The 26,477-nt window shown below is 55.2% G+C and carries 22 protein-coding genes; 18 read left to right on the top strand and 4 right to left on the bottom strand.

The window, feature by feature from the left end; all coding sequences use genetic code 11:
* The first annotated feature begins 39 nt into the window (after positions 1-39).
* The 9 genes from dctP (at position 40) to doeB (ending at position 8,445) form a co-directional block, all read left to right on the top strand.
* Entirely contained in the window at positions 40-1,053 is a 1,014-nt protein-coding gene (gene dctP / locus RDA78_RS02535) for a TRAP transporter substrate-binding protein DctP (protein ID WP_434053806.1), read from the top strand.
* A gap of 144 nt (positions 1,054-1,197) precedes the next feature.
* Complete coding sequence (locus RDA78_RS02530) at positions 1,198-1,755, top strand: TRAP transporter small permease (RefSeq protein WP_434053805.1); 558 nt, start codon at positions 1,198-1,200, stop codon at positions 1,753-1,755.
* A gap of 1 nt (position 1,756) precedes the next feature.
* Positions 1,757-3,043 carry a TRAP transporter large permease gene (locus RDA78_RS02525; protein WP_434053804.1) on the top strand — a complete coding sequence of 429 codons (1,287 nt, stop codon included), beginning with the start codon at positions 1,757-1,759 and terminating at the stop codon, positions 3,041-3,043.
* 9 nt (positions 3,044-3,052) lie between these two features.
* Positions 3,053-3,490 (top strand): universal stress protein, encoded by a 438-nt coding sequence (locus RDA78_RS02520; protein ID WP_434053803.1) that lies wholly within the window; start codon positions 3,053-3,055, stop codon positions 3,488-3,490.
* A 1-nt stretch (position 3,491) separates the two neighbouring features.
* Positions 3,492-4,256 carry an ectoine utilization protein EutA gene (gene eutA, locus RDA78_RS02515; RefSeq protein WP_434053802.1) on the top strand — a complete coding sequence of 255 codons (765 nt, stop codon included), beginning with the start codon at positions 3,492-3,494 and terminating at the stop codon, positions 4,254-4,256.
* Positions 4,257-4,273: 17 nt separating this feature from the next.
* Complete coding sequence (eutB, locus tag RDA78_RS02510) at positions 4,274-5,263, top strand: hydroxyectoine utilization dehydratase EutB (protein WP_434053801.1); 990 nt, start codon at positions 4,274-4,276, stop codon at positions 5,261-5,263.
* Position 5,264: 1 nt separating this feature from the next.
* Complete coding sequence (gene eutC / locus RDA78_RS02505; RefSeq protein ID WP_434053800.1) at positions 5,265-6,257, top strand: ectoine utilization protein EutC; 993 nt, start codon at positions 5,265-5,267, stop codon at positions 6,255-6,257.
* An 11-nt stretch (positions 6,258-6,268) separates the two neighbouring features.
* Positions 6,269-7,456: an ectoine hydrolase DoeA gene (gene doeA / locus RDA78_RS02500; RefSeq protein ID WP_434053799.1), complete on the top strand. Its 1,188-nt coding sequence runs from the start codon at positions 6,269-6,271 to the stop codon at positions 7,454-7,456.
* Positions 7,453-8,445, top strand: coding sequence for a N(2)-acetyl-L-2,4-diaminobutanoate deacetylase DoeB (gene doeB, locus RDA78_RS02495; RefSeq protein WP_434053798.1), 993 nt, complete (start codon positions 7,453-7,455; stop codon positions 8,443-8,445). Before doeA ends, doeB begins: the two co-directional genes overlap by 4 nt.
* Positions 8,446-9,380: 935 nt before the next feature.
* Here doeB and RDA78_RS02490 read toward each other — a convergent pair.
* From RDA78_RS02490 to RDA78_RS02475, 4 genes are all read right to left on the bottom strand, one after another.
* A complete protein-coding gene (locus RDA78_RS02490) occupies positions 9,381-10,142 on the bottom strand; it encodes an SDR family NAD(P)-dependent oxidoreductase (protein ID WP_434053797.1) in 762 nt (253 codons plus the stop codon).
* Positions 10,143-10,934: 792 nt separating this feature from the next.
* On the bottom strand, positions 10,935-12,098 hold the full coding sequence (locus tag RDA78_RS02485) for an alpha/beta hydrolase (RefSeq protein ID WP_434053796.1): 1,164 nt from the start codon (positions 12,096-12,098) through the stop codon (positions 10,935-10,937).
* Entirely contained in the window at positions 12,098-12,976 is an 879-nt protein-coding gene (locus RDA78_RS02480) for a hypothetical protein (protein WP_434053795.1), read from the bottom strand. The genes RDA78_RS02485 and RDA78_RS02480 overlap by 1 nt, the downstream gene beginning before the upstream one ends.
* A gap of 99 nt (positions 12,977-13,075) precedes the next feature.
* Entirely contained in the window at positions 13,076-14,158 is a 1,083-nt protein-coding gene (locus tag RDA78_RS02475) for a helix-turn-helix domain-containing protein (protein ID WP_434053794.1), read from the bottom strand.
* A gap of 266 nt (positions 14,159-14,424) precedes the next feature.
* Between RDA78_RS02475 and RDA78_RS02470 the strand changes: the two genes are divergently transcribed.
* The 9 genes from RDA78_RS02470 (at position 14,425) to RDA78_RS02430 (ending at position 26,211) form a co-directional block, all read left to right on the top strand.
* Positions 14,425-15,927 carry an amidohydrolase family protein gene (locus RDA78_RS02470; protein ID WP_434053793.1) on the top strand — a complete coding sequence of 501 codons (1,503 nt, stop codon included), beginning with the start codon at positions 14,425-14,427 and terminating at the stop codon, positions 15,925-15,927.
* Positions 15,924-16,934, top strand: a complete 1,011-nt coding sequence (locus RDA78_RS02465) for a CobW family GTP-binding protein (protein ID WP_434053792.1) — start codon at positions 15,924-15,926, stop codon at positions 16,932-16,934. The genes RDA78_RS02470 and RDA78_RS02465 overlap by 4 nt, the downstream gene beginning before the upstream one ends.
* Entirely contained in the window at positions 16,934-17,587 is a 654-nt protein-coding gene (locus tag RDA78_RS02460) for a trimeric intracellular cation channel family protein (RefSeq protein WP_434053791.1), read from the top strand. Before RDA78_RS02465 ends, RDA78_RS02460 begins: the two co-directional genes overlap by 1 nt.
* Positions 17,588-17,794: 207 nt before the next feature.
* On the top strand, positions 17,795-19,309 hold the full coding sequence (locus RDA78_RS02455; protein ID WP_434053790.1) for a DUF1254 domain-containing protein: 1,515 nt from the start codon (positions 17,795-17,797) through the stop codon (positions 19,307-19,309).
* Between the two features lie 56 nt (positions 19,310-19,365).
* Complete coding sequence (locus RDA78_RS02450) at positions 19,366-20,826, top strand: DUF1254 domain-containing protein (protein WP_434053789.1); 1,461 nt, start codon at positions 19,366-19,368, stop codon at positions 20,824-20,826.
* 29 nt (positions 20,827-20,855) lie between these two features.
* Entirely contained in the window at positions 20,856-22,340 is a 1,485-nt protein-coding gene (locus RDA78_RS02445) for a DUF1214 domain-containing protein (protein WP_434053788.1), read from the top strand.
* 13 nt (positions 22,341-22,353) lie between these two features.
* Positions 22,354-23,877, top strand: a complete 1,524-nt coding sequence (locus RDA78_RS02440; RefSeq protein WP_434053787.1) for a DUF1254 domain-containing protein — start codon at positions 22,354-22,356, stop codon at positions 23,875-23,877.
* Between the two features lie 67 nt (positions 23,878-23,944).
* Positions 23,945-24,787 carry a transporter gene (locus tag RDA78_RS02435; RefSeq protein WP_434053786.1) on the top strand — a complete coding sequence of 281 codons (843 nt, stop codon included), beginning with the start codon at positions 23,945-23,947 and terminating at the stop codon, positions 24,785-24,787.
* Between the two features lie 269 nt (positions 24,788-25,056).
* Complete coding sequence (locus tag RDA78_RS02430; protein WP_434053785.1) at positions 25,057-26,211, top strand: dipeptidase; 1,155 nt, start codon at positions 25,057-25,059, stop codon at positions 26,209-26,211.
* Positions 26,212-26,477 lie beyond the last annotated feature (266 nt).

The following is a 26,477-nucleotide window of genomic DNA, read 5'->3' as shown; positions in this document are numbered from 1 at the left end:
GATCTCCCTGAATCGGGCTATTGAAACAGGGATTCAACCATGACAATGAACAAACTGGCTGCGGCAGCAGCGTCAGCACTCACATTGCTGGTCGGAGCAACATCCGCAAGCGCCGACAATTGGCGGTACGCGATGGAAGAGGCGCTTACTGATCCTCAGGGCATGTATGCCTTGAAGTTCAAGGAGGTGATTGAAGCCAATTCCGATCATACCATTCAGATCTTCCCGATAGGCTCTCTCGGCGAATCCGCCGACGCAATGGAGCAGGCGCAGGCCGGACTGCTCCAGTTCATTGATCAGTCGCCGGGCTTTACAGGTGCAATGATCCCGGAAGCGGAAGCATTCCTGGTGCCGTATGTTCAGCCGACAGATCCGCAGGAAGTTCGCAAGTTCTTCAAAGAGGGCGTGGCGGTCAACGAGATGTTCCACGAAAGCTATCGCGAACAGGGTCTGGAACTTCTGGCGATGTTTCCTGAAGGTGAAATGGTCGTGACGACCATGAAAGAATTCCGCACGCCGGAAGACCTTGAGGGAATGAAGATTCGCACCATGACGTCGCCGTTGCTTCTGGAGACATACAAGGCTTTTGGAGCATCGCCGATTGCGATGCCCTGGGGTGAGCTGATCGGTGCCTTGAAGACCAACATGGTGGACGGACAGGAAAACCCGACGGTCTGGATCGAAGCCTATGACCTGGACAATCTCACCAAGGTCATGACCTATACCGGCCACGGGCAATATACGACAGCCGTGATGGCCAACGCGGATTTCTATGACGGGCTCAGCGATGAGGACAAAGCCCTGGTTCAAAAGGCATCGCAGGAAGCGTTGGACTACATTCTTGATGTGGCGGTCGAGCTGGATGCCACCGGCCTCAAGAAAATCCAGGAATCCAATCCCGACTACAAGATCGTGCGCCTGACGGAAGAAGAGCGCGCGGTTTTCAAAGAGCGGGCCAAGTTGGTGGAAGCTGCATTCATCGAGCGGGCAGGACCGCGGGGTGAGGCTATTCTTGAACAGATGAAGAAAGATCTGGAAGCGGCGCGGCAGTAGACCGCGCCAAAGGAAAGCAGGTCTTTTGTATCGCAGTGCTCTGCGGGCCCATTCGAATAGCTGGGGCCCGCAGGCTGCCCGACAGATCAAATCCCCTACGGCAAGCATACTGACGATGAGCGAGAGAAGATGCCAGACGCGCCAATGAAAAAAGGTGGCCTTACGGGCCTGATCGACAGTCTAGACAACGGCATAGCCGCGCTTGAACGTGTGATCATGGCCACGGGCGTGATCCTGATGGCAGTCAATACCATCGCCAATGTCGTAAGCCGGTTTGTTTTCAATCACTCGATCATCTTCGCTGAGGAATTGAACAGCATATTCATTTTGTTGGTGACCTTCGCAGGGCTTGGCTACGCCGCACGGCATGGGCGCCATATTCGAATGTCGGCCATTTCCGATGCCATGCCGCGCAAGATCCGAAAAATTCTGATGATAATAATAACCGGGGTCACCTCAATCCTTCTTCTGCTTCTTGCATGGTACGCGGTGCAGTACATTATCAGCATTCAGTCGAAGGGGCGCGTTTATCCCGCACTCGGTTTTCCGGTCTATCTCAGTTTTCTTTGGGTCCCCGTCGGACTGCTTGTCTCGGGCGTGCAGTATGCATTGACCTGCATTCAAAATCTCAAAGAGCCGGAAATCTACCTTTCCACGGATCTGCGCGAAGCAGATGCGCAGGAACTGGAATTGGAGCTTTGAGATGGCCCTGTTGATGTTTTCCGTAATGGTTGTGCTGCTTCTGTTGGGCTTTCCGATGATGGTGCCGCTGATCGCCGGTGCATTTATCGGCGTCTTTCAGTTGTTTGGTTCCATCGACAAGACCGAGTTTCTCGTCCAGCAAATGCTTGGGGGCATTCGGCCTGCGTCTTTGATTGCAGTGCCAATGTTCATTCTGGCGGCCGACATCATGACACGGGGTCAGTCTGCGGGCCGGTTGATCGATATGGTCATGGCTTTCGTTCGCCACGTTCGCGGTGGCTTGGCTGTCAGTACCGCAACGGCGTGTGCTCTGTTTGGCGCAGTTTCCGGCTCGACCCAGGCGACTGTAGTCGCGGTTGGCACACCTTTGCGGCCTCGTATGCTGAAAGGCGGATACAAGGACTCCTTCGTGCTCGCACTGATCGTGAACTCATCGGACATAGCATTTCTGATCCCGCCAAGTATCGGGATGATCATCTACGGTGTGGTCGCGAAGGCATCCATTCCCGAACTCTTCATTGCGGGTTTGGGGCCAGGCATTCTGATCCTGATCCTGTTTTCGATTTACAGTGTGGTCTACGCCAAACTGAACGACGTCCCGACTGAGCCGAAAGCTTCCTGGAGGGAGCGTTTTGTGGCGATACGCGGCGCCCTGTGGCCATTGGGTTTTCCTCTCCTGATCATTGGCGGGATTTTCTTCGGCATTTTCAGCCCGACAGAGGCAGCCGCAATCAGCGTGGCCTATGCGATCTTCCTGGAAGTGGTGGTTTTCAGAACCATGAAAATCACGGATCTCTATCAAACGGCGCTTTCGACCGGATTGGTGACCGCCGTGGTCTTTATCCTGGTTGGCGCCGGAGCCGCATTTGCCTGGGTTTTGTCCTTCGCACAGATCCCGCAGCAGATACTGGGCACACTCGGGATCGACCAGATGGGGCAAATCGGCGTGTTGTTCACAATCGCAGTCGCATTCTTCATCGGCTGCATGTTCGTGGACCCGATTGTGGTGATCCTGATCCTTGTGCCGATCTTTGCGCCGGTCGTCACTCAAACCGGGCTTGATCCGATTTTGGTCGGCACTTTGATCACTTTGCAGGCCGCAATCGGTTCTGCCACGCCACCCTTTGGATGCGATATCTTCACCGCGGTGGCGGTTTTCAAGCGTCCATACCTTGAGGTCATCCGGGGAACACCACCTTTCGTGTTCATGCTTCTTGGGGTCTCGGTTCTCTTGATCTTCTTCCCACAACTGGCGCTTTTTCTGCGCGATGTGGCCTTTGCGAAATAGGGACTGCGCATGTTTACATCGATACTGGCGGCATTTGACGGGTCCGAAGGGGCGGTTGCGGCGCTACAAAAGGCAGCGGACTTGGCAAAACTGTCGGGCGCGGAACTCACGGTCTTAACCCTCTACCGGCACCATTCGGTGCTTGAGGGCTCGATGTATGTAACTGACGTTGAGCAACCCGACAACATCGACGAAATCATGCGCGAGCGGGCCAAAGAAATCGCTGAATGTGGCGCATCCATCGCCCGGGAAGCGGGCTGCGAGAACATCCGGGCCTTCGTCAAGGGGGGGCCTGTTGCGCGCACGATCATTGGTTTCTCGCAGGAGCACAAGAACGACCTGATTGTCATGGGAAGCCGCGGCTTGGGGTCTATCGAAGGGTATTTGCTCGGAAGCGTATCTCACAAGGTGACAAGCTTGTCACAATGCCCTGTGCTTGTGGTGTGAAATGGAATTGACTGTAAAATCTTCCGTCGCAAAGGTTGTTTCCCAACTCGACGCTCGCCCCGTTTCGAAGCGCATCGGCCTGGTTGCCTTGGCCACGGATCACACGACCGAAGTTGATTTTTCGCGGATGCTGAAAGGTCAAGACGTCGGCGTCTATGTGAACCGCATTGAGTTCGAAAACCCGACAACCCGCGAGAGCCTTTTGCGCACGGGTCCGCGTCTTGCTGCGGCCGCAGCCGACATTCTGCCGGGCGAAACATTGGATGTTCTGGTTTATGGGTGTACCGCCGCGTCTGTGGTTCTCGGCAATGACAAGGTGGCCGAGCACATGAATGAGGCCAAACCGGGTGTCCCTTGCGTGACGCCGAGTTCCGCCGCCTTCGATGCGTTCATTGCTCTGGGGGTCAAGAAGGTCAGTGTTCTCACTCCCTATACGAAAGACGTGACGGATTCTCTGGCTGCGTATTTCTCGCAACGCAGCGCCACCGTCTTGAATGCTGCCTGTTTCGAGCTGACCGATGATCGTGAAATGGCGCGTATTTCCAGGGAAAGCATTATCGAAGGCGGAGTTGCTGCGTGTGCTGAAGACGCGGACGCGCTTTTCATTTCCTGTACCGCTGTTCGAGCCGCAGGGTGCGTCGAGGAATTGGAGAATCGGCTGGGCAAACCGGTTGTAACGTCCAATCAGGCGATGGTCTGGCGGTGTGCGAGGCACCTGAGGATGACCACTGATGTGCCACACGGTGGCTTGTTGTTTAAGACCTAACGTGTTCGGATTGCACAATGAAATCGGAAATTACCGTCCAGGAAAGCCATGATGCGCGACGGCGCATCTCAGCTCATATCCGGACCACGCCAATTGTCGCCTCTCCCAGCTTGAGCGCAACAACAAGTGGCTCGATTGAACTCAAACTGGAACAATTGCAAAAAACGGGCAGTTTCAAACTTCGCGGAGCGACAAACGCCGTGTTGTCGTTGACTGAAGCCGAGCGCGCGAACGGGGTGGTGGGCGTGTCCACCGGAAATCACGGCCGCGGCCTGGCATATGCAGCGAAACAGGCGGGCGTCCGGTGCATCATTTGTATGTCCGAGCTTGTGCCCCAAAACAAGGTGGACGGGATCAAGGCAGAAAGTGCCGAGGTGCGTATCGTCGGGCGATCCCAGGATGATGCCCAGCTGGAAGTCGACAGGCTCGTTGATGACGGCATGGTCATGTTGCCGCCGTTTGACCATCCCCGGATCATCGCAGGACAAAGCACACTTGCTCTGGAGATACTAGAGCAATCGCCTGATCCGGATACTGTTCTGGTCCCCTTGTCGGGCGGTGGGTTGATTGCCGGGGTAGGCATGGTCATGAAAGCGCTGAGGCCTTCGACCCGCGTGATCGGTATATCGATGGAGCGGGGCGCGGCCATGTATGAAAGCCAACAGGCCGGCAAACCAATCATGGTCCCCGAGCTTCCCACCCTCGCGGACAGTCTCGGCGGCGGGGTCGGGTTGGACAACGCGTACACCTTCGCGATGACCCGCAGGTTTGTTGACGAAATTCTCCTGGTCAGTGAGGCAGAGATCGCCGCCGCCATCCGCCATGCCTACTGGCAGGAACGTCAGGTCATCGAAGGGTCGGGCAGCGTGGGGATTGCCGCTCTGATGTCTGGCAAAATCAAGGATCCCGGCAAATGCATCGTCGTCGTTTCAGGACAAAACATCGATATGAGCCTGCATCATCGGATCATTTCGGGCGAAGATGTCGATGTGGCGCAAGGGAGTTGAAATGCCGGAAATAACAATATTGACCGAGGCAGATCTTCGCAAACTGGTTCCGCTGGATATCGGAGCGGTTGAGTGTGTCGAAGAAGGGTTCAAGACACTTTCCGCTGGCAGCGTTGTCATGCCGCCGATCATGACGCTGATGGTTCCGGACCACAATGGCGAGGTGTGTGTGAAATCGGCCTATGTACCTGGAATCGACAGCTTTGCCATGAAGATGAGCCCCGGGTTTTTTGAGAACCCTAAATTGGGCCTGCCGAGCACGTCAGGGCTAATGGTTTTGTTTGCTTCCAGAACCGGCGTGCTTGAAGCGCTTCTCCTGGACAACGGCTATCTCACGGATGTACGCACTGCCGCGGCCGGAGCAGTGGCGGCGCGCCACCTGGCAAATGAAGACGCAACCAGGGTCTGCGTGATCGGAGCGGGGATTCAAGCCAGGCTGCAATTGAAGGCCATTTCTCTTGTGCGCCCCATCGCAAGCGCCGTGATCTGGGCACGGGACAACGCAAAGGCTGAAGCCCTGGCGACCGAACTTCGGGATGAGATGGATATCGACGTAAGCGCAGGACAGGACGCCGCTGCCGCTGTGCTGACGGCGGATATCGTCGTGACGACGACACCCTCTTCCACGCCGCTCGTCATGTCGGACTGGCTGCAATCTGGACAACTGATTGTCGCGATGGGGTCGGATCAGGAACACAAGGTTGAACTGGAACCGGCTTGCCTGACCCGCGCGGACCTCTATGTGCCGGACAGTCAGTCTCAATGTGCCGTCAAAGGTGAATTGCGCAGCGCTCTCGCAGCCGGTGTTGCTCCTCCCGTACAGAAATTTGCCGAGTTGGGCGACATCGCCGCTGGCACTGCGTCTGGCCGGCGATCGGACAGGGATATCATCATTGCTGACCTTACCGGCACAGGTGTACAAGACACCGCCATCGCGACCCTCGCTCGACGACGTGCCCAGACCGAAGGCACAGGAACCACATTTGCAAGTTGAAACAAAACGACATGAACGCACCCGCTCTTCACTTCGCGCCAGAAGAATTCGCAAGTCGCCTGACCAAGATCCGAACCGCAATGGAGGCGGCGGGGCTGGATGTGCTCGTTGTGTCCGATCCGTCCAACATGGCCTGGCTGACTGGCTATGACGGATGGTCTTTTTATGTGCATCAGGCTGTGGTCGTTGGCATCGATTTCGACCCTGTCTGGTTCGGCCGCGGACAAGATGCTGCAGGGGCGCGGCGCACCACATGGCTGCCCGAGGCGGACATCGTCGGTTACCCGGATCACTACGTGCAATCCACCGAACGCCATCCGATGGACTTTCTCACGGCGCGTTTGATAGAGCGCGGTCAGGGCGCCAGGCGAATTGGCGTCGAGATGGACAACTATTGGTTCTCGGCCAAGGCCTATGCCGCTTTGACAACTGGGCTGCCCGACGCTTCGTTTTCCGATGCAACAGCGCTGGTAAACTGGCAGCGCGCCGTGAAATCCGAGACTGAACTCGACTACATGCGCATCGCGGGTCGGTTTGTGGAGAAGATGCACAAGCGCATCTACGAAGTTGTCGAGCCCGGCCTTCCAAAGTCTTCGCTCGTGGCCGAAATTTATGATGCCGGTCTGCGTTATGACGACCAGATCGGTGCCGGTGGCGATTATCCCGCACTTGTCCCGCTTCTCCCCTCTGGAGCTGACGCCGCCGCGCCGCACCTGACCTGGGACGACAAACCCATGAAGTCCGGCGAGGGCACTTTTTTTGAAATCGCGGGCGTGTATCGCAGATATCATTGCCCGCTGTCGCGAACAGTTTTTCTTGGCCAACCACCGAAAGCGTTTCTCGAAGCCGAGAAGGCTGTGCAGGAGGGCATGGAAGCGGGTCTTGAAGTGGCCCGCGCAGGCCATCTCTGCGAAGACATCGCCAAAGCCTTCTTCGCGGTTCTGGCCCGCCACGGCATCGAAAAGAACAACAGGACAGGCTATCCGATCGGGTTGTCTTACCCCCCCGATTGGGGCGAAAGGACCATGAGCTTGCGGGCGGGTGACAAAACAGTTCTGGAACCAAACATGACATTCCACTTCATGACAGGTCTTTGGATGGACGCGTGGGGATTTGAGATCACCGAGAGCATTGTCATTCGAGACGGTGAACCCGAAGTGCTCGCAAATGTTCCACGCAAACTGATGATCAAGCCATGACCGCAGCCAATCCGATCTCAAGCACGGTTCCCTTTGATCAGGACGGGGAGTTTCATGGCTATTTGTCCCTTCCGCATAGCCGTGAGGAAAGTGCGTGGGGGCTCATTCAAATTCCGATCTCGGTGTTTCGAAACGGAGATGGCCCGACCGCGTTGCTCACCGGGGCAAACCACGGGGACGAATACGAGGGGCCAATTGCGCTACAGTATCTTGCGCACGAACTGAGCGCCGGAGCGGTTCGCGGCAGGGTGATCATCGTGCCCTACATGAACTACCCGGCCTTTCGGGCTGCGCGGCGCATCTCGCCGCTGGACGGGCTGAACTTGAACCGCATCTTTCCCGGCAAACCCAATGGCTCGGTAACTGAAAAGATTGCAGACTACTTCCTGAACCAGCTCATTCCCCTGGCTGATATTGTTTTGGACTATCATTCCGGTGGCAAGTCGCTGGACTTCATTCCATTTGCCGCCGCGCACGTACTTGAGGACAAAACTCAGGAGGCGGCATGCATAGCCGCGATGGAGGCTTTCGGCGCGCCCTATTCGATGACGCTCAAAGAAATCGATGCGACCGGCATGTACGATACGGCAGTCGAGGATGCCGGGAAGATATTTGTCTCGACCGAGCTTGGCGGTGGCGGCTCCGCCACAGCAAGGTCAGCCGGCATTGCGCGCAGGGGTGCAGAAAACATCCTCAGGCATGTGGGCATTCTGGAAGGTGAACCAATCCGCAATGGGTCCACGCGGATCGATACCACCGGCGGCGATTGCTTTCATTTTTCGCCCTGCGACGGCATGCTCGAGATGCTGTTCGACCTTGAAGACGAAGTGGCAAAGGGTGAAACCATCGCGAGGATCTGGCCGGTGGACCGGTCCGGGCAAAAGCCCTCGCAAGTGGTTTCAAACGAAACTGGAATCTTGGCTGCGCGACATTTTCCAGGTCTGATCAAGCTTGGCGATTGTTTGGCCGTTGTCGCTGCTACCAATTAATACCAACCTCAACAAGTAAGAGCCTATTCGACCGTGACATGAGAGTGTTCCGCGGGGAGCGTGTCGCGGGGCGATATGGGGCATCGGCCAAGATGCGCAACGCGGCGGAGCACTCTCATGTCGCGGCCTCGCAGGCCGACCCGTGCACCGCTCCTTGCCAGCCAACCTGAAAAAGACCATCGAATAGGTTCTTGCTGACTTTGATAGCCACGTTTGGCTGGTTTGGGCGTCGCATGCCCGGCAGCAAGCGTGTTTGCTCTGGCATAATTCTTTCGGTTGGCTGAGCCTTGTTCGATTATTTCGAAAACACTGGAATCGCGGCCATGATTTGGGCTTTGCCAGAGGTATCAATTGCACTGGCATATGGCGCCAGTACAGCCGCAATCGTTAAATCGGCCCTGACAACTTTGGCTGTATTGCTTGCGCTTCTGATCGGGTTTCTCTGGGCGCGTCTATCCGAAAGAGACGCTTGCGCGATGCAATCGATCCTAGTGTGGCGCCACATTGGAATGAGAACGCGAATGACGGTAAGTGCTCTGGCGAAGCAATAGCCCCACACACTTTAACTCCTCCGAAGTCTGGCTTAAGGCCTATCTTGTAAATCACCACGCCTCAATTGATGTCTGCTGTCGGGCACAAACTTGGGCGTGCATAAAGTTCGGAGTTAGGGCGCAAAACTGCCATTGATTGAGACCACTGCCTATGACCGCAATGGGCCGGAACAGCGGTGTCTGATCCGGGCGGGAATCGGACTTTTGCTGCGGTTTGAACGAAGCTCCTCACTGCGGACAAAGCCGCCGTCCAACATCTCGGTTCAATGAATTGCCGTGGGAATATTGGCCGGGTGTTCTGGCATGAAGCTGTGAGCCACTAGTTCGGGTTGTTCCGAAATGACTCAATCGCACCGGCTTGCCATTCGGAAATTGTCTAGAGTTTCAAAGCTGAACCCCACGCGTCAAAGCTCCGTCGATGATCAGGTTCGTCCCGGTCGTGAAGGAGGAAGCAGGGCTTGCAAGAAATACCACGCCGCGCGCAATTTCCTCTGGTCGCGCCATCCGTCCGGTCGGATTGCGCACGAGGGCACTGGCAAAAACGTCGGGTGTTTCCCTTTCGATCCTGTGCCAAATTCCGCTCCGGAAATAGGTAGTGCCCGGTGAGACGGTATTGGCACGGATACTCTTGTCCGCCAGTTTGACCGCAAGGCCGTGCATGTAGTGGACGAGCGCAGCCTTGAACGCGCCGTATGCTGGGCCGCTGGGATCGATCTCACGCCCTGACACGCTGGAAATTGCAGTGATTGACGCCGCACTAGAACGCTCCAGCCAAGGCATCGCTGAATTGACCAAACTGACAGTATGCATGAGATCAATTTCGTAGCTGGTGCGCCAGGCTTCCTCGTCGTCTGACATGGCCAGTGCAGATGCATTGGCAACAATGATATCGAGCCCTCCGAACGCTTCAGCCGATGATGCCACGAACTCTTCAAGAGCCGCCTTTTCGGAAACGTCAAGCACCTGACCGCGCGCCTGGACGTTCTCTCTTTTCAGTGCCGCGACAGTTTCGTCCACCTCGTCGTGATGGCGTGCGCAAATCGCGATGTTGGCACCTTCGGCTGCAAAAATCTCGGCGCAGCACCGCCCAATTCCCCTTGTTGCACCGGTCACTAGCGCGCTCTTACCTCTTAGCCCCAGATCCATGTCGTGCACATCCTTTGAAGAAACTTGGCAAAGGCAAAGCTGACTCGATTAACGTGCGCTGTCAGATGCCTTTTCGTTGTTTGAAAAGCTAGCAGACGCCGGCGCCTCCTGCCAATCCACCGACCTGTATGGATAGCACGCGAAGGGCAAGAAGCCGTACTGAGCGTTTCCGACCCCCGGCGCAACCCACCGAAATACGTATTCAATGTATTGGAGTTGGACCGATAGATATAGTGGGAAAAACGCGGGCCAAGGCTTGGCCCGGATACAGAGGATCTTCTAACCCAACTCATGCGCTGGGCATTTGTTCACGGGTATGCGTCCTTGTTCAATGAAGGAAGAATGCCAACGAAACAGGACGGGGAACCGGTTCTCGACGTCCTTGATGTGATTCCGAGGTTTGACTGTCTGGATTGATGACCTGCCGAATGGCAGCATTCGAAATATCCGAAAAGCTCCTTAATATTCGATCAAAGTCAGAAATGTCGTGAATCTGGATGGTCCGGCGCAGATATGGATGACCAAGTTGGGCTCAAAGCGGATGTTTGTTGCACGAGACACCAAAGACAGCTCTGGGCCGGAAGTGACCAAGTCAGGAATCGGCCCGAAGCAGTCGTTGGTTATCAATTCGTCCAACGACTGCTTTGCACCCCATGTCGGGCGTGCGCTGTTTCGAGGTATGATCTTGAAAGCTGAAGTTTGTTGCGCAGGTCAAAAACCGTCGATATGCCAGACGAAGTTTTCCTTCGCCGGGGCGTTTAAGTATCGGCTTTGCGCCTCACGCCGATCACTTCATTGAATTACCAAAATACCGCCACCGAACGCGCTGCCGACAACGGCGTTTGCTATGTTTCCGGCATTTCTCAATGGGCCAGCCGGAACGCCGGGATCAAAAGAGTCGCCATCGTTCATTCGTGTGCCAATCAGTTTCACGATTTCAGGCGAATCCGCGAACTTGGTATGATTGAGGCTGGATGTGTCCTTGACCTTTGAAAGATCGATTACGGTTACACCGAGTTTTTCCAACTCGTTTGCCGGTTCGTCCCCAACACGGTCGACACCGCCGGCGATCTTTCTGGAAACGGCCAAGGCCTTGTCGTCTGCTGATATCAGAACATAAAACTTGCGCGCCGATCTCGGAAACGGTTTAAGCTGCTTTGCAAACAATTCTGCATCAATGTCTGGAGACGCCAGGATGACATTCCTGAGTTTGCCAGACCGATTGATACCGCCGGTTATTTCAGCTTGCCTTAGGGCTTCGACGGTTAGCAGATTGCCCATGGAATGAGCGACTAGGTTGGCGCCCGTGGTCTTTGACGAGGCAATCGCGCTTGCCGCCTCAATCAGATCGTCGCGTGCATGCAACGCGCTGTTCAGGTCATAGACATATTCCAGCGTTTTGCCATACGACGCCCAGGAAAACACAATCGGCACACCTTGAAAGCCTGAATCATGCGTAAACTGAGCACCGCGCATCAAGGCGGCAGGAAAATCGGTATTGAAGCCGTGCACAAACAGCAGCGTGTCTCTTGCCGGACCATTCGGTCTTGCGGCGAGGGTTCGGTTCAAGTCCGCCTGGAAGGCCCGTTTATCCTTGAAGACATAAGGGTCTAGAATGACAAATTCGTTTTCCGGATCCGGCGGAACTGATTTCGGACGCTCCACATGACCTGGCTTGTGATTGGGGGGAATATAGATATCGACCTTCGCGAACTCCAGTGTTCCCGGGTTTCTGTCGATTGTATATAGAATTGCCGGATCTTCGGAGCGTGCTCGCGTCGTCGCAACATAGATGGTCTGTTTTACGGCACCGACCGTCTCAGCTGCCGAATTGCGCGGATTATCGACACCAATGATATCAACCGGGACACTCGCGCAGGCATTCAGCAAGGCCAGCGATAGCGTTGCGACAATCGTGATCAGAAGGTGCGGTTCCGATATGCGCTTCCCAGTCATCAGAAATTGACTTTGATACCGATCATGGGTCCATGAATGTCCAGACTGTCAAGGTTTGCCTTGCTGTCGAAATCCCATCCCAGATACCGGTAGCCAAGGATGGCATCGAATTTCTTGAACCTGTAGCCGACACCGGCCAGCGCCTGCCAGGTGATGTCGCTCTGACCTGTACCTACGTCAGCATAATATGTAATGAAATAGTTTTTTGCGATGTCGGTTTGACCGCGGAGACCGACTATCCCGTCAATCACATGGCCCTGGCCAAGGACCTCGCTTCCGACACCACCGATGTTGAAGCTAAAATCAGATTCAAGCCAGAGATACCGTGCCCCCGCGAATGCCTTGATTTCGGAGTGTTCATTTTGCACAAAGGAATAGCTGACCGCCGTCGTGTTCACAAACGCCTGCATGGCAATGCCAACGCCGGTTTCAACGGGCCTGCCAATCAGATTACCTGTTGAGTTTCGCGTGCCCTGCAAGTTCATGTAGAGGAAGTCGGAAAATCCGCCGAACCTGCCGTTCTGTGCAGAAATGCCTCCCATTGCGGTAAAATTGAGATTTTGCAAGATTTGCCACAAAGGCAAGGTCATTTCGTCTCCGGCAGCAGTTTCCATGTCGATCTGCGGCAGCCACGCATAAACATCTGCGCTGAACTTCCATCCGTGAGACTGTTCGAAAGGAAGGTTTGCTGGCGGATCGGCCGCCATTGCAGGCGCCGAAAGACCGACACCGAGAAAAATCAATCCGATAACCTTGAGGATACTTGTTTCAGTCATTTTGCACGCTTGCTTGAATCCGGTCAGCTCACCGGAAACGAATGACAAGAAGAGAAGGTCGTTGCGCTCCGAAGGCCTAGTTTTGACAATAATGTGATACAAGCCGGTGTCCGGCCATTTTACGCCATCGGCGCAAATTGAAAGAGATAAGGCGCAACAATACTCGGGTTTCTCGCAAGCTGGCTGCTTGCTCTCCGACGCTCAATGGAGAGGATTGCCAGCTCTTTTTTGAAGCTGCCGCTGAAATTCCGTGGGTGTCAGCCCGGTGACCTTTCTGAAAGCCCGAGTGAAATGCGAAGAATCCTGATAACCGAGTGCCATCGCAACATCGATGACGCGTGTGTCGCCGTCCATCAGATGCTCTGTCGCGATTTCGCATCGCGCCTCATGCAAAAGGCTGCGGAATGAAGATCCCGTTTTGGTGAGCAGTCGCTGCAGCGTTCTCAAGCTCAGTCCGCACCACTCTGCTGCCTGTTCGACGGAAACACTTTTGCCGTCACGGATAAATGCCTTGAGAAGCTCCCTGATAGCCTCATTGTCGGCCATCGCAACACTTCCCGCAGCAGCTTGCACCATGTTCAGAACCGTTGACGCCGACAACATCCTTGCAACCTGCTTCTTGGGTATCGAAATCCAGGCCGACGTCTGCCCTTCGAACAATCTCGCACCAACCACATCTTCATAAAAGCGCTCGTCCGGCGGAAGCTTCGACTGAAAGGCAATCTCCGCAGGCACCCACGATGAACCCGCAAAATGGCGAACAACCTCTATGGCCGCCCAGTTTTGAAGATAGTTTGCGTGGTATCCCAGTTTGGAGAATGCACTAGACGAAAACACCCTAATGTATTCCGGGTGCCTGTTGTCCAGCCAGAGACTGCGATCGCTGTTTTCATGGGGGCACCACTGAACAAGCTGTTGCAGCCCAGAAATCAATGTCGGCGCGGTGCTGATGGCTGTCCGGGTCGGCAAGGAAAAAGTCCCAAGCCGCAGGGATCGTACTGCGTTTCCTGTTGCTTCCACTTCGCCTATGTTTTTCTCCGCCCTTGAAAGAAACGACCAGAATGCGGAAGAAGAGACGTAGCTGTCAGGGTCCTCACGCATCACCAGCGGAAGTCCGGCATCTTCCATCCAGGTCTGGACAGGGCCACCGCGTCGCTCAAACTCATCGATGAAGTGGCTATAAAATGCTCCTCGAGCGACCCTGACTTTCTTAACGCTCATGTCAGTTCCTGCCAGCTTTGATTGAAAAAAGAGATTTGATACTATAGCGAAGCTCGTGGTCATATTAGTAACGCAGCGTAAAATTTCTCAATTGATACAAATCAAAATAATTTCCCATTTCAATCTTACAGCGCGACAAAAAACAAAGAAGGAACACTCACTCAGTCTAAGTATTTCTTTTGCCGACTTTGATTAATATTTTTAATCGGTAAATTTCACTATAGATCTTACTCGATAGCGGGTATTATTATTGGCGCAAAATGGCCGGAGCACGATCTTTTGACCTGCTAGGTTTCCTTTGGAAGAGGAAAAATGGCGGGAGAAAACCAGTGGCTGTAGAAATCTACGATGTGGTGATCAAAGACGGTCGTATCATGGATCCTGAAACAGCTACCGATGCTCGCATGAACGTGGGCATTAGGAACGGCACCATTTCCGCCATCACATCCGAAAATGTTTCAGGTACCGAGGAAATCGACGCGAGTGGCCTGGTGGTTTGTCCCGGCTTCATTGACATGCACCATCATAATTCCGGTGTCCCGTTTGGCGAGAAACTGGCACTTCGCGACGGCGTCACGACGCCTCTGGAACTGGAGGCCGGAATTACCTCGGTTCGGGACTGGTACGATGCGCTCAAGGGCAAATGCCGAACGAATTATGGTGCTTCGGTCGGTTCGATCCCGGTGCGTGAACACATATTCAACCCCGCCTATACGACCCGCTACGCTGGCGACTTTCTGTACGATCTGATGGCAGGTGGCGCCAACACAACCATGAGCTGGTCGACACAGAAAGCGTCCGCCAGCGACCTCAAGATGTTCGAAAGTAAACTTCGCGAAGGCCTGGACGAGGGTGCGATCGGGATCGGCCACGCGGTCGGGTATATGGTTGCCGGCTGCACGCAGCAGGAATCCATGATTTGCCAGAAACTTGCCGGCCAGAATGGACATTCCGTCTATTTGCATGGGCGCTTTTCAAGCCAGATGCCGCCGGCCAGCGGAATTTTGGGCACGCTTGAAATGATGGGCCCACAGGAAGTTTATGGCGGTGGTCTGGTGGTGCAGCACATCACCGCCCAAACGCTCAACGATACAGCTGCCGCTCTGGAGTTGATCAATCGCGCGCGTGCCAAGGGCATAAACGTGCTTGCAGAGGTTTATCCCTATGATTTCGGAGGCTCGATCGTCGGCGCCGACTACCTCCATCCTGACAACTACGGACCCAATATGGGCCGCGACTACAAGGACATCATCGAAACGGCCACCATGACGCCGCTGACGGAGGAACGCTATGCGGAGCTTGTGAAGACGGCACCCGGCACAAGTATCTTGTTCTACAACGCAACGGAAGAAACCGTGCACATGGCATTGTCGGACGAGCAAACCGTTCTCGGCTCCGATGCATTCCCATACAACCTGCGAACCACCGGCGAGGTCGCCCTTGACTGGAACACACCCTTTGATGCCGTTAACGGACATCCGCGCGGTGCAGGCAGTCATGCGCGGCTGTTGCGTTGGGTACGCGAGGGGACCGTTTCCGTTTCCCTGATGAACGCAATTGGAAAGATGAGCTACTTCATCGCCGATTTCCTGCAGGAAAACGGTGTGCCGGGCATGGCGCAAAAGGGCCGTATCCAGATCGGTATGGACGCCGACATCACGCTTTTCGACCCGGACATGGTGACTGACAACGCCACCATGCAGGATGGCGGCCTTCCCTCAACAGGCATTCCTTATGTGCTCGTGAACGGTACGCTCGTTGTACGCCAAGGTGAAACCGTTGACGATGTGTTTCCCGGTCAGCCCGTCTACGGCAAGGGATTGGCCGCGTGACACGAGACGAGCGCATCCCCGTGATAGTCGTCGGCGGATTTCTCGGTGCCGGCAAGACAACGCTGGTAAACGGTCTGATCCGGCAGGCTGGCGGGCTTCGCATAGCAGCGCTTGTCAACGACTTTGGCGCCATGAACCTAGATGCGGATCTGGTCGTCAGTGTCAAAGGCAGCACCGTCGCGCTGGCCAATGGCTGCGTCTGCTGCACAATACGGGATGATCTTGCGAACGCCTGCGCCGAGCTTTTGACCCGCGAACCGCAGCCGGAAGCCGTGATCGTCGAACTCAGCGGTGTTTCCGCACCTGGTCCTGTTCTGGCAACGTTTCTGGAAACTGATTTGCGGTCGGTCTTTTCGCTGTCGTCGGTCCTCGTCGTTGTGGATGCCCTAACCTTTGATGATCTCGATGGTGTCGCTGGCAATCTGACCCGGGACCAGCTTCGTTCAGCCGATCTTGTTGTGCTGAGCAAGACGGACCTGACAAGTCAGGCCAGCACAGCATCCATTCGATCGAGTATTGGCAAATGGGCACCCGGCGCTCCAATCCTTGATGCTCCCAGAGGAGCGCTGCCTTTGGCGACAGTGCTGGAACCGGTGAACTCACAAGGCAAAGCACCCAAGGACACATCGCAATCAGGTCATGGATTGAGCGCCCACACCTGGACCAGCGCAAGACCGCTTTCGTTGCCGATGCTAGAGCAAACTATCGCTGCTCTTCCCTCGGACGTTTACCGATGCAAGGGCTATGTCTGGCTGGAGGAATTTCCCAAGCTTCGTTTTCTCCTGCAGGCTGTTGGCTGGCGCTACAACCTCTCTGCTATAGGCTCCTGGACGGGAACACAGCCTGTTTCAAAGCTGACAACCATCCGAGCCGCGGACTGCCTCTCGGACACTGAACTCAACAATCGCCTGGATGCCTGCATCGGCACGCAAGATCGCTCAGCCTCGCCAATCCTGAGGCTCGTGCACAAGCTTGCTCCGGAACTATTGGAGGAAAGTTCGGCCTGATGGACGGTTTGGACCCCCTCAATCCCTTTATCAACGGGATCAATTATTTCGGGGACGTCGTCTTCTCGATCAGCGGCGCTCTCACCGCCGGCAAGTACAAGATGGACTTGATTGGCTTCATTCTGATCGGGACCATCACCGGCATTGGCGGTGGAACGCTACGCGACATCATCTTGGGACGGCAGGTCTTCTGGACCACTGATCCAACCGAGTTAATTCTTTGCGTCGTTGTGTCCTTCATCACGTTCTTCTTCATCACGGCAGAAATTTTGCGCAGGCGCGGAATGGTCTGGGGCGACACGCTCGGTCTTGCTGCTTTCTGCGTTGCGGGATGTCACATCGCTTTGCAGATGGGAGTTTCATGGCCGGTCGCCATGTTCATGGGCATGCTCACGGCAACCGGTGGCGGCGTAATCCGCGATGTCATCACCAACACCAAACCCATGATCCTCGGCGGACAACTCTATGCAACGGCTGCGCTCGCTGGCGCCGGCATTTACATTTTGCTTCTCCATACCAGTCTTCCAGACGGGGCCGCCGAGCTTATCGCTTTCGGATCGGCCCTTGCCATTCGCATTGCCGCCATTCGTTTCGACATTCGCATGGGGCCGCCGGGATCATTTCTGACGATTGGTAAAAATCGGGACAGTTGACCGGAGACCCGATCACGCGATTGACCCGCGACTATCGACTGTTTCAGGTCCAGGTCCGTATGAAAAACGGCGCCTTCGGTCGGTTTTGGCCCTCCGGGCAAAAATCGCGATCTATTAGACCGCAAAGTCAAATGGTCTTGGCGCAAAATGGCCTGTTCGCAAGAAGATAGCGGGTTAGGCTGAGTGAATTCTAACGGGAGCATAGCCATGCCAATCAAGCAATTTCTAGCGGCACTGGCCGTGTTCATCTTGCCGTTGCATGCCGCTGCCGATAACCCAAAAATGAAGATGACAACCGAAATCCCAGATGGAATTTCAGCACCTGACAGTGTTGAAAGCTCAATCGGAACGCTCAATTTCAAAGATGGTGTCCCGGACCAGGCGACAGCCAAGGCTGCTTATGACGCGCTCGATCATGCGCGGGCCGTCACCGCTTACCTTAACACAATCCAGATTGCTTCCATGCATGGGATGAGGAAAGGGATGCTGGAATTCGGACCGGCAAACTACACGGTTCTTGCCTTCAAAGAGCTCATGAATTCCAAGGCACTTTTCCTGACCCCCAACACCTCGTCAGTTTATTTCTTCATGTGGGTCGACACCCAGGATACGGGGCCGCTCGTCATCGAGACTCCGCCCAACGTGCTCGGTATCATTGACGATTATTGGTTTCACTATGTTGCCGATTTCGGAAATGCGGGTCCGGACAAGGGCAAGGGTGGAAAGTTTCTCTTGCTGCCGCCCGATTTCAAAGGCGAGATACCGGATGGATACCAGGTTGCGCAGTCAGGAACATTCGGCAACTGGGTGCTGTGGCGCGGCTTTCTGAAAGACGGCGACCCAGGACCTGCGGTCGAAGGCACCGAGAAATCCTTCAAGATCTACCCGCTCGGTCAGAAGGAAACGGCTCCGAAAATGAACTTCGTCGATGTGTCCGGCAAGCCTTTCAACACGATCCACACAATGGACTTCCGCTATTGGGAGGAGATCAATGACGTCATCCAGGCGGAACCCGGAGATCCTCTGGGCCCGGAAATGCTTGGTCTGCTTGCCGCAATAGGCATCGAGAAGGGCAAGGATTTCGCACCGGACGATCGGATGCGGGCTATTCTTACGGATGCCGCAAACATCGGCGCTGCGGCAGTGCGCGCTCTGGCGGCAAGACCGCGTGAAGACCGGTTCTACTACTATCCGGGCGAGAGTTATTGGGCCACGCCCTTCGTCGGCGGCAGCTACCTGTTCAACGATGACAACGGAGCACGCATTCTAGACGCCCGCGCAATGTTTCATTTCTACGCCACAGGTATCACGCCGGCGATGACACAGGCTCCGGTCGGCGCCGGGTCGCAATATGCAATGCTTTATCTCGACAAGAATGGCAATCAGCTTGACGGTTCCAAGACCTACAAGATTACCTTGCCCAAAGACGTGCCGGCCAAAAACTTCTGGTCGTTTGTGGTCTACGACAACCAGACTCGGTCGATGCTTCAGACCGACCAGCAATTTCCTTCTGTCTCAAGCGCCAAAGGTAAGGTCAAGCAAAACGACGACGGAACGTACGACATCTATTTCGGCCCCGATGCGCCGGAGGGGATGGCGGACAATTGGGTTCAAACAATCCCCGGGAAGGGCTGGAACATGCTGTTCCGTCTCTACGGCCCACTTCAGCCGTGGTTCGACAAGACTTGGCGCCCCGGCGATGCCGTGCCAGTCGAAGGATAGCCGAGAGCCGGCCTGAAACCGCCGAATTATTAGTTTTTGCGCTGCGGAGACGTGTTATGAAAACAATTATTATTGGTGTACTTGCGACGACGATAGCGGTCTCTGCAATAGCTCAGGAAGCACCGACTGAGCCGTTGGCGGGAAAACCTGCCGTTGAGGCAAAACCTTCATTCTCAGACTTCGACAGTTTCAAGGACCAAGTTCTTTATCATAGGGCCTTCGAGGCCGTGCTCTGGTCAATGCCATTGATTACGAACTATGGCTTTCACCTCGGCGCAAAGGCGGTTGGCGCCAAGGATAATACCGTTCTTGCATTTTCGGGCCCGGCGACCCCACTCTTCGAGGCTTTGACCCCCAACAATGCGACGCCCTACATAATCTCGCAGGCCAACTTGACCAACGGCGCCGTGGTCATGCGGGTACCTGCTGCTACCGACAAAGCCTCCCTCTTTGGTCAGGTCGTTGATCACCAGTTTTTTGCCATTGCCGACATTGGCCCGATCGGTGTGGACAAGGCCAAAGGTGCAACGCTTTTGTTCACGCCCCCCGGTTTCAACGGCAAATTGCCGGATGGCATGATGCAGATCGAAAGTTCCAGTTTTCGCATCGACATGGTCCTGCGCGCGGTTCCTACACCAGATGGAACCGAGCAGGATGCCTATGCGCTTGCCAAGCAGATACAGATGAACTTCCTCAGCGAAGAACCAAAACCGGCACCGACGACATTCATTGACCCGGTCAACATGCGAATGCCCACCCTTGCACGATACGATGAGCGCTGGTTTGAAGACCTGTACGCCATCATCAACGTCGAAAACGTGCAGCCCCGCGACAAGGTTATGCTGGGAATGCTCAAGACGCTCGGCATTGAAAAGGGCAAATCCTACGCGCCGGACGAGAAGACCAAGGCGATCTTCCGGCAAGCGGCCATAGATGCCTATCACTACATGCAGCATGAATTCACCGACGTCCGGGATGGCGAGCTCTGGTGGGACGATCGTCGTTGGCGCAATGTCTTTTTCGCCGACGAAAACAAGGGCTTCCAGTGGGAGACTGACAACTATCTCGACTACGAGACCCGCGCCACCAGGCCATGGTTCAGCGCAACCTATTTCCCCAGCAAGGTCGCAGAAAAACCGGCGACAATGTACATCGCGACAATGAGGGACGCAGATGGCGACCTTATGGAAGCCGGCAAAACCTACAGTCTCACAGTTCCGAAAGATGTTCCGGTCGACCAGTTCTGGTCTCTTACGGTCTACGACCGCGACACCTGGGCATTTATTTATTCGCCACAAATGCTTCCCGGCTTATCGTCGCGCGACATCGATAAGATGGCGACGAACGACGATGGTGGCGTCACTCTCTACTTCGGTCCAAAAGCACCGGAGGGCCTTGAAGCCAACTGGATCCCGACTGCCGGGAAGGCCCCTTATGCCATGTTCCGTTTCTACGGTCCCAAAGACAACTTTTACGACAAGTCATTCAAGCTCGCGGATATCAAGAAGGCTGGTTAAGCCGCTGAGCAATGATCAGGAGAACCATGGTGAAGCACTATTTGAAACTCCTGACTGCTGCAGGACTGCTGTTGATCTCAGCGTCGGCTGGTGTACAGGTCAGCGCACAGGAGAGCGGCGCGTCAGTCAAGAAGACCTATGCCGGCGACCTTGAGTATCAGGACCAGACCATTACCAGGAAAACTGCTGACGGTCTCCATCGCCGGCTTCTTGAACAACGTGCGACCCAGCTGACCAGCTGGGCAATGCCCATGATGAATTTCGAGCAGCTCTATCCGGCCTTGCTGCAGAACATGGGCTTTGAGGACGATGGAAGCATCTTCTTCGGTCTTTACGATGGCTATGATGGCGTCTACCCGTTTATGACGGCAAATGTCACAACCCCCTACACACTCGCAATGTCGGATCTGTCAAAGACCGGCCCGATTGTGATCGAGCTGCCGCCAGGCGAGATCTATGGTGTGATCAACGATGCCTGGATGCAGCCGATCCATGAGATCAACGGCGTTCCGGGCAAGCTTTTGCTGGTTGGTCCGGGTCAAGACGCCCAGGTTGACTTTGACGGAACGATTATTCAGTCGGACACTTTCAGGGTGCTCTACTTTTATCGCGCACTGGGCACGGGCGACGAGGTGAAAAATCTGCGCACGGCCGTGAAAGCCTACAAGCTCTCCGAAGCCGCCAATCCACCGGAAACTGACTTCGTAAAATATGAACCCAAACCGGGCGACCAGGCCGCGTTGAACACCCAACCACGTGACATGCGATTCTGGGAGCTTGTCAACACCTACGTCCAGCGCGAGCCAATGGCGGAACGGGACCGGTTCTTCTACGCCTGGTTAAAAGACCTGGGCATTGAACGAGGCAAACCCTTCCAACCGACGGACGACCAAAAAGACATACTGCAAGCCGGGCTTGATGTCGGCATGGCCATGTCCCAGGCCATCTCCTTCAACAAGACACTCGAGATGTTTCCAACCGCCATTTACGGCAAGGGCACAGGCTTCGAGGATGCCATGGCCGGCATGAACCCGAAGATCGACTTGCCAACATATTCCATGTTCAACGAGCGAGCCTCCTACGGATTTGAAGCGACAACAACCAGTGCCGGCATGGTCTCCCGCGTTCCGGGCAAAGGGTCCGCTTACCTTGGCTCCTACTACGATGCTGATGGCGATGCCTTGATGGGAGAGCAAAACTACAAGTTGACTGTCGGGCCGAACCCGCCAGCGGCAAACTTCTGGTCGATCACGGTCTACGACATCGAAAACCGGCTCATTATACGAAACGACTCAAAGAGATCGGACAGGTCATCCCGCACCGAAGGGCTGGTGACGAACGATGACGGCTCGGTTGACATCTATTTTGGGCCCCAAGCACCTGACGGGCAGGACAGCAACTGGATCCAGACCAACCCGGGCCAGTCGTTTTTTGTCTATCTGAGGCTCTACGGGCCGGAACAGGCCTATTTTGACCAAAGCTTTCCAATGACACCCATTTCCAAGCTGAATTGACGGAGACAATGACATGAGAAATCAAATCCGGATTGGGCTCTCAGCGCTCGCCACCTCCGTATCCTTGGCTGTCGCCCCTGCCGTCGCCGAGACGCCAACCTTCCAGATGACAACCGACATTCCGCCCGCGATCTCCACGCCCAATGAGGTGGATACCTCGCTCGGAACTCTGAAGTTCTTTGACGGCGTGCCGACGGACGGCACCGTTACTTCGGTCTATGACTACGTGGACCGCGCCCGTGCAGTGGATGTCTACATTGACACGATCCCGATCGTTTCCATGGAAGCACTCCGTGCGGGTGGCGTCGCGGTCGGCTCGGATGCGCCCCACAAGTTTCTGATGGCCGAAGACCTGCTCACCGGCAAGCCGCTTGTGCTGACGGCCAACACTTCGACGCTTTACACATGGAGCTTCCTTGATCTGGAGCGTGATGGCCCGACAGTTATCGAATTGCCGCAAGGAATGCTGGGCGCGTTGAACGATGCCTATTTCCGCTATCTCGCCGATCTGGGTGTCGCTGGCCAGGATCAGGGTAAAGGCGGCAAATATCTCGTGTTGCCGCCGGGTTATGATGGCGATGTGCCGGACGGATACTTTGTTGTGAAATCCGATACAAACGCCGTCTGGGTGTTCATGCGTGGTTATCTGAAAGACGGTCTCGAAGCTGCGGTTTCAAACGTGAAGGACAATCTCAACGCCTACCCGTTATCCAAGGCAGATGCTCCACCGGTCGCAGAGTTTATCAACGTCTCCGAAATGGCGGAATACCAGACAATCCCGCCCAATGACATAAGCTTCTACGAAATGCTGAACGATGTTGTGCAGCGTGAACCGATCGCGTTCATCGCTCCTGAAACACGCGGGCGCATTGCCGAGATCGGCATCGTCAAGGGGAAGGATTTCCTGCCGGATGAACGCATGAAAGCCCTTCTGACTGACGCAGTTGCAATCGGGAATGCCTATGCGCGGGCGAACACGGTGTATCCGCGTGATCCCGGTAACCGGATTTATGGTCCGGACAGTGAATGGGTGATGGGTTTTGCCGACAAGAACACGACCTTTCTGACAAATGGTGCGCTGAACGCGGATGCGCGCCTTTGGATGCATTACAACGCCATAGTAGTCACACCTGCCATGGCCGTGACCAAGCCCGGCGTCGGCTCCGATTACGGGATTGCGGGCATGGCCAAGGGGGCAACGGTTCTCGACGGGGCCAAAACCTACAAGCTGACCATACCCAAGGGCCCGCCGGCAAAAGATTTCTGGGCTGTCACGCTTTATGACACGCAAACCCGGTCAATCATCCAGACGGATCAGAAGTTTCCGACGCTTGGCAGCCAGACGGACGGTGTGAAGAAGAACGATGACGGATCTTACGATATCTATTTCGCGCCCAAAGCACCCGATGGCATGGAGAGTAACTGGCTCCAGACGATCCCGGGCAAAAGCTGGTTCATCATCTTGCGCATGTACGGACCTCAACAAGCCTGGATCGACAAGACCTGGCGCCCGGGAGAGATCGAACTGGTCGAGTAATTGGCCGACCATGCATCGATGTGCTGCCGCTCTTTAAACGGACGGCCATACCAACGGGGACAATATTATGATCATTCGCAACAAGCGCTGTGCAGGCCTCGGAGGGGCGCTGGGATTATGTCTCGCAACGGGACTGTCACCGCAGCAGGCCATCGCAGCCGATGACGCGGAGCTGGCAAAACAGCTCGCAAACCCGATTGCCGCACTGATCAGCGTGCCGTTTCAATTCAACTACGATCAGGGTTTTGGTCCAGACAACGGCCAGAAAATCCTAATGAACGTGCAGCCGGTCGTTCCTTTCGCTCTTACGGATGACCTTAATCTCATTACACGGACGATCGTGCCTGTCATATGGCAAAACGATATTGCAGCCAGATCAGGTACACAATTCGGATTGGGAGACTCGCTCTTGAGCGCCTGGTTGTCGCCTGCCTCGACGGCAACATCGCTTGGCGAGCTGACCTATGGCGTCGGCCCGGCTGCAACCTTTGCAACAAGCACGGACCCCTTCCTTGGATCAGGCACATGGGGGCTTGGTCCGACCGGTATTTTCCTGTTTCAGGAAAAGGTTGGGAGTGGCACGGTAACCTGGGGCGGGCTGGCGAATCATCAGTGGGGCGTTGCTGACACGAGGTCAAACGTCCCGGACCTTAATCTGACGTTTCTTCAGCCATTCTTGTCGTATTCGACGGACAGCGCCTGGACCTTCTCGCTGAACACCGAGGCGTCCTACAACTGGACATCGGACGAATGGTCCGTTCCGATCAATGCTGCAGTTTCAAAGCTTGTGTCTTTCGGTAACCAGAAGGCACAGCTTCAGGCCGGTGTAGGCTATTGGGCTGTCAGCCCGGACGATGGCCCTGAGGGGCTGAGAGGCCGCCTTGCACTGACATTCCTGTTTCCAAAATGAAAGGGACATTGAAACGCACTGAGCGGCTCAGGGGACCCGGACTGTCGAGCGCTTCCGCATCGGAGTTGCACCTTAAATCTCTCACTTTCTACACGCGGTGGTTCACACGGAAAAGCTGTGTGGCGTCAGCATACGCGACCGGCGGGGCTCCGTCCGGAACCCGACCGGACGCCCCGGTTTGGCGTGAAAGGGCCTGACAGCAAAAACTGCGTTGTGAGAGAAATGAACCTGCTTGCTCTATGCGATCACTACACTTGAGGACCACTCAAATGGAACACTATTCGTTGAATCCGACCACCGAAAAAGGTGCCTCTCTTTCCGAGGATGAAAGAAACGGTGCGCCGTTGGATCTCACTGCGATTTCCGAAGAGAGCTTGGCGCGTGCGAAAAAGGTCATCGCTGAAACTCCGGTGATCGACCTTCACAATCATCTGGGCGTTTTCGAGACCCGCGGCATATCGGCTGAGAAAATTGGCATGTCTCTGTCTGTATATAGCGGCGATGAGGTCATGGGCAAAAACATCGAGAACATGATCAAGGGCGGAAACAAGTGTGCCTATATCAACTTTACGGGTGACTTTCCGCTCATAGATTTCTCCAAGCCAGGCAACAAGAGCCGGGACTGGGCGCCAGGAGAAGCGTGGGAGTACTACCAGCATATGTGGAAGCAGCTACACGAGCTGATTGACATGTTTCCGTTGGAGATCGCAACATCTTCCAACGACATAAACAGGATTTTCGATTCCGGAAAACTCGCACTTCTGCTTTCGACCGAGGGCGGGCACATGCTGGAAGATGACCCGTCGCGCCTGGACACCCTCTATGAAGACGGAGTGCGCAAGTTCTGCCTGTTCCATTATGTCGGGAACGCCCTTGGCGATAACGGACAGGACGAACCGCACTATGGTGGTTTGACCCCGCTCGGACGTGATGCTGTTTTACAGGCATCAAAACTCAATATGGTGATTGACTGCGCCCATTGCGGTTTCGAAAGCGCTTACCAGGTGGCAAATCTGACGGGAAACCCGATCGTGTTTTCGCATGGCTTCATGAAATACGAGTCCAAGAAGTTCGGGTCCTATCTCTATGACTATCCGCGTTACTACTCTAAGGAGTTTGCCCAACTGATCGCCCAGACCGGCGGTGTGCTCGGCACATGGGCCGTTTCCCCTTATGCAGGCAACGTCCATAGCGCGGAGGCATTTGTAGACGCTGTCAACAAACTCGCCGATACAGTCGGGATAGACCACGTCGGCTGGGGCACGGATTACATTACCGGCGGCATGCCCAATTGGTTTCCTGATTTCACCTATTTGCCATACCTTTCGGCCATGCTTTTGGACAGTGGCTTCTGCGAAGAAGATCTCGCGAAGTTCCTTGGCCTCAATTCACTCCGTGTTCATCAGCAGGTCACCGGCCAATAAAGGGCCCTGTTTCAAAGACGCAAGGTGGCTTCAATCGGTCCAACTTGGTTCATCCAAGCAACAACACCTAAACTGGCTTGAAAACCAAAGACAATTCAACTGGTTGAAGGAAGAGCACATCCTATTGCGCCGCGTTGGCGCGAAATGGCCAGATGATCTGACGCAACAACGTTAGCATCATGGTTGCTCTTCCAGTTTCTGGTTTGAAAGCACGTCTGATCACGGTCTTCGCACTGGCCGCAGACCTTGTGCGCGAACGCTGAGGG

It is taken from the genome of Roseibium sp. (genome assembly GCF_051016195.1).
Taxonomy (GTDB): domain Bacteria; phylum Pseudomonadota; class Alphaproteobacteria; order Rhizobiales; family Stappiaceae; genus Roseibium.
This window is presented reverse-complemented; position numbering and strand designations above follow the sequence as displayed.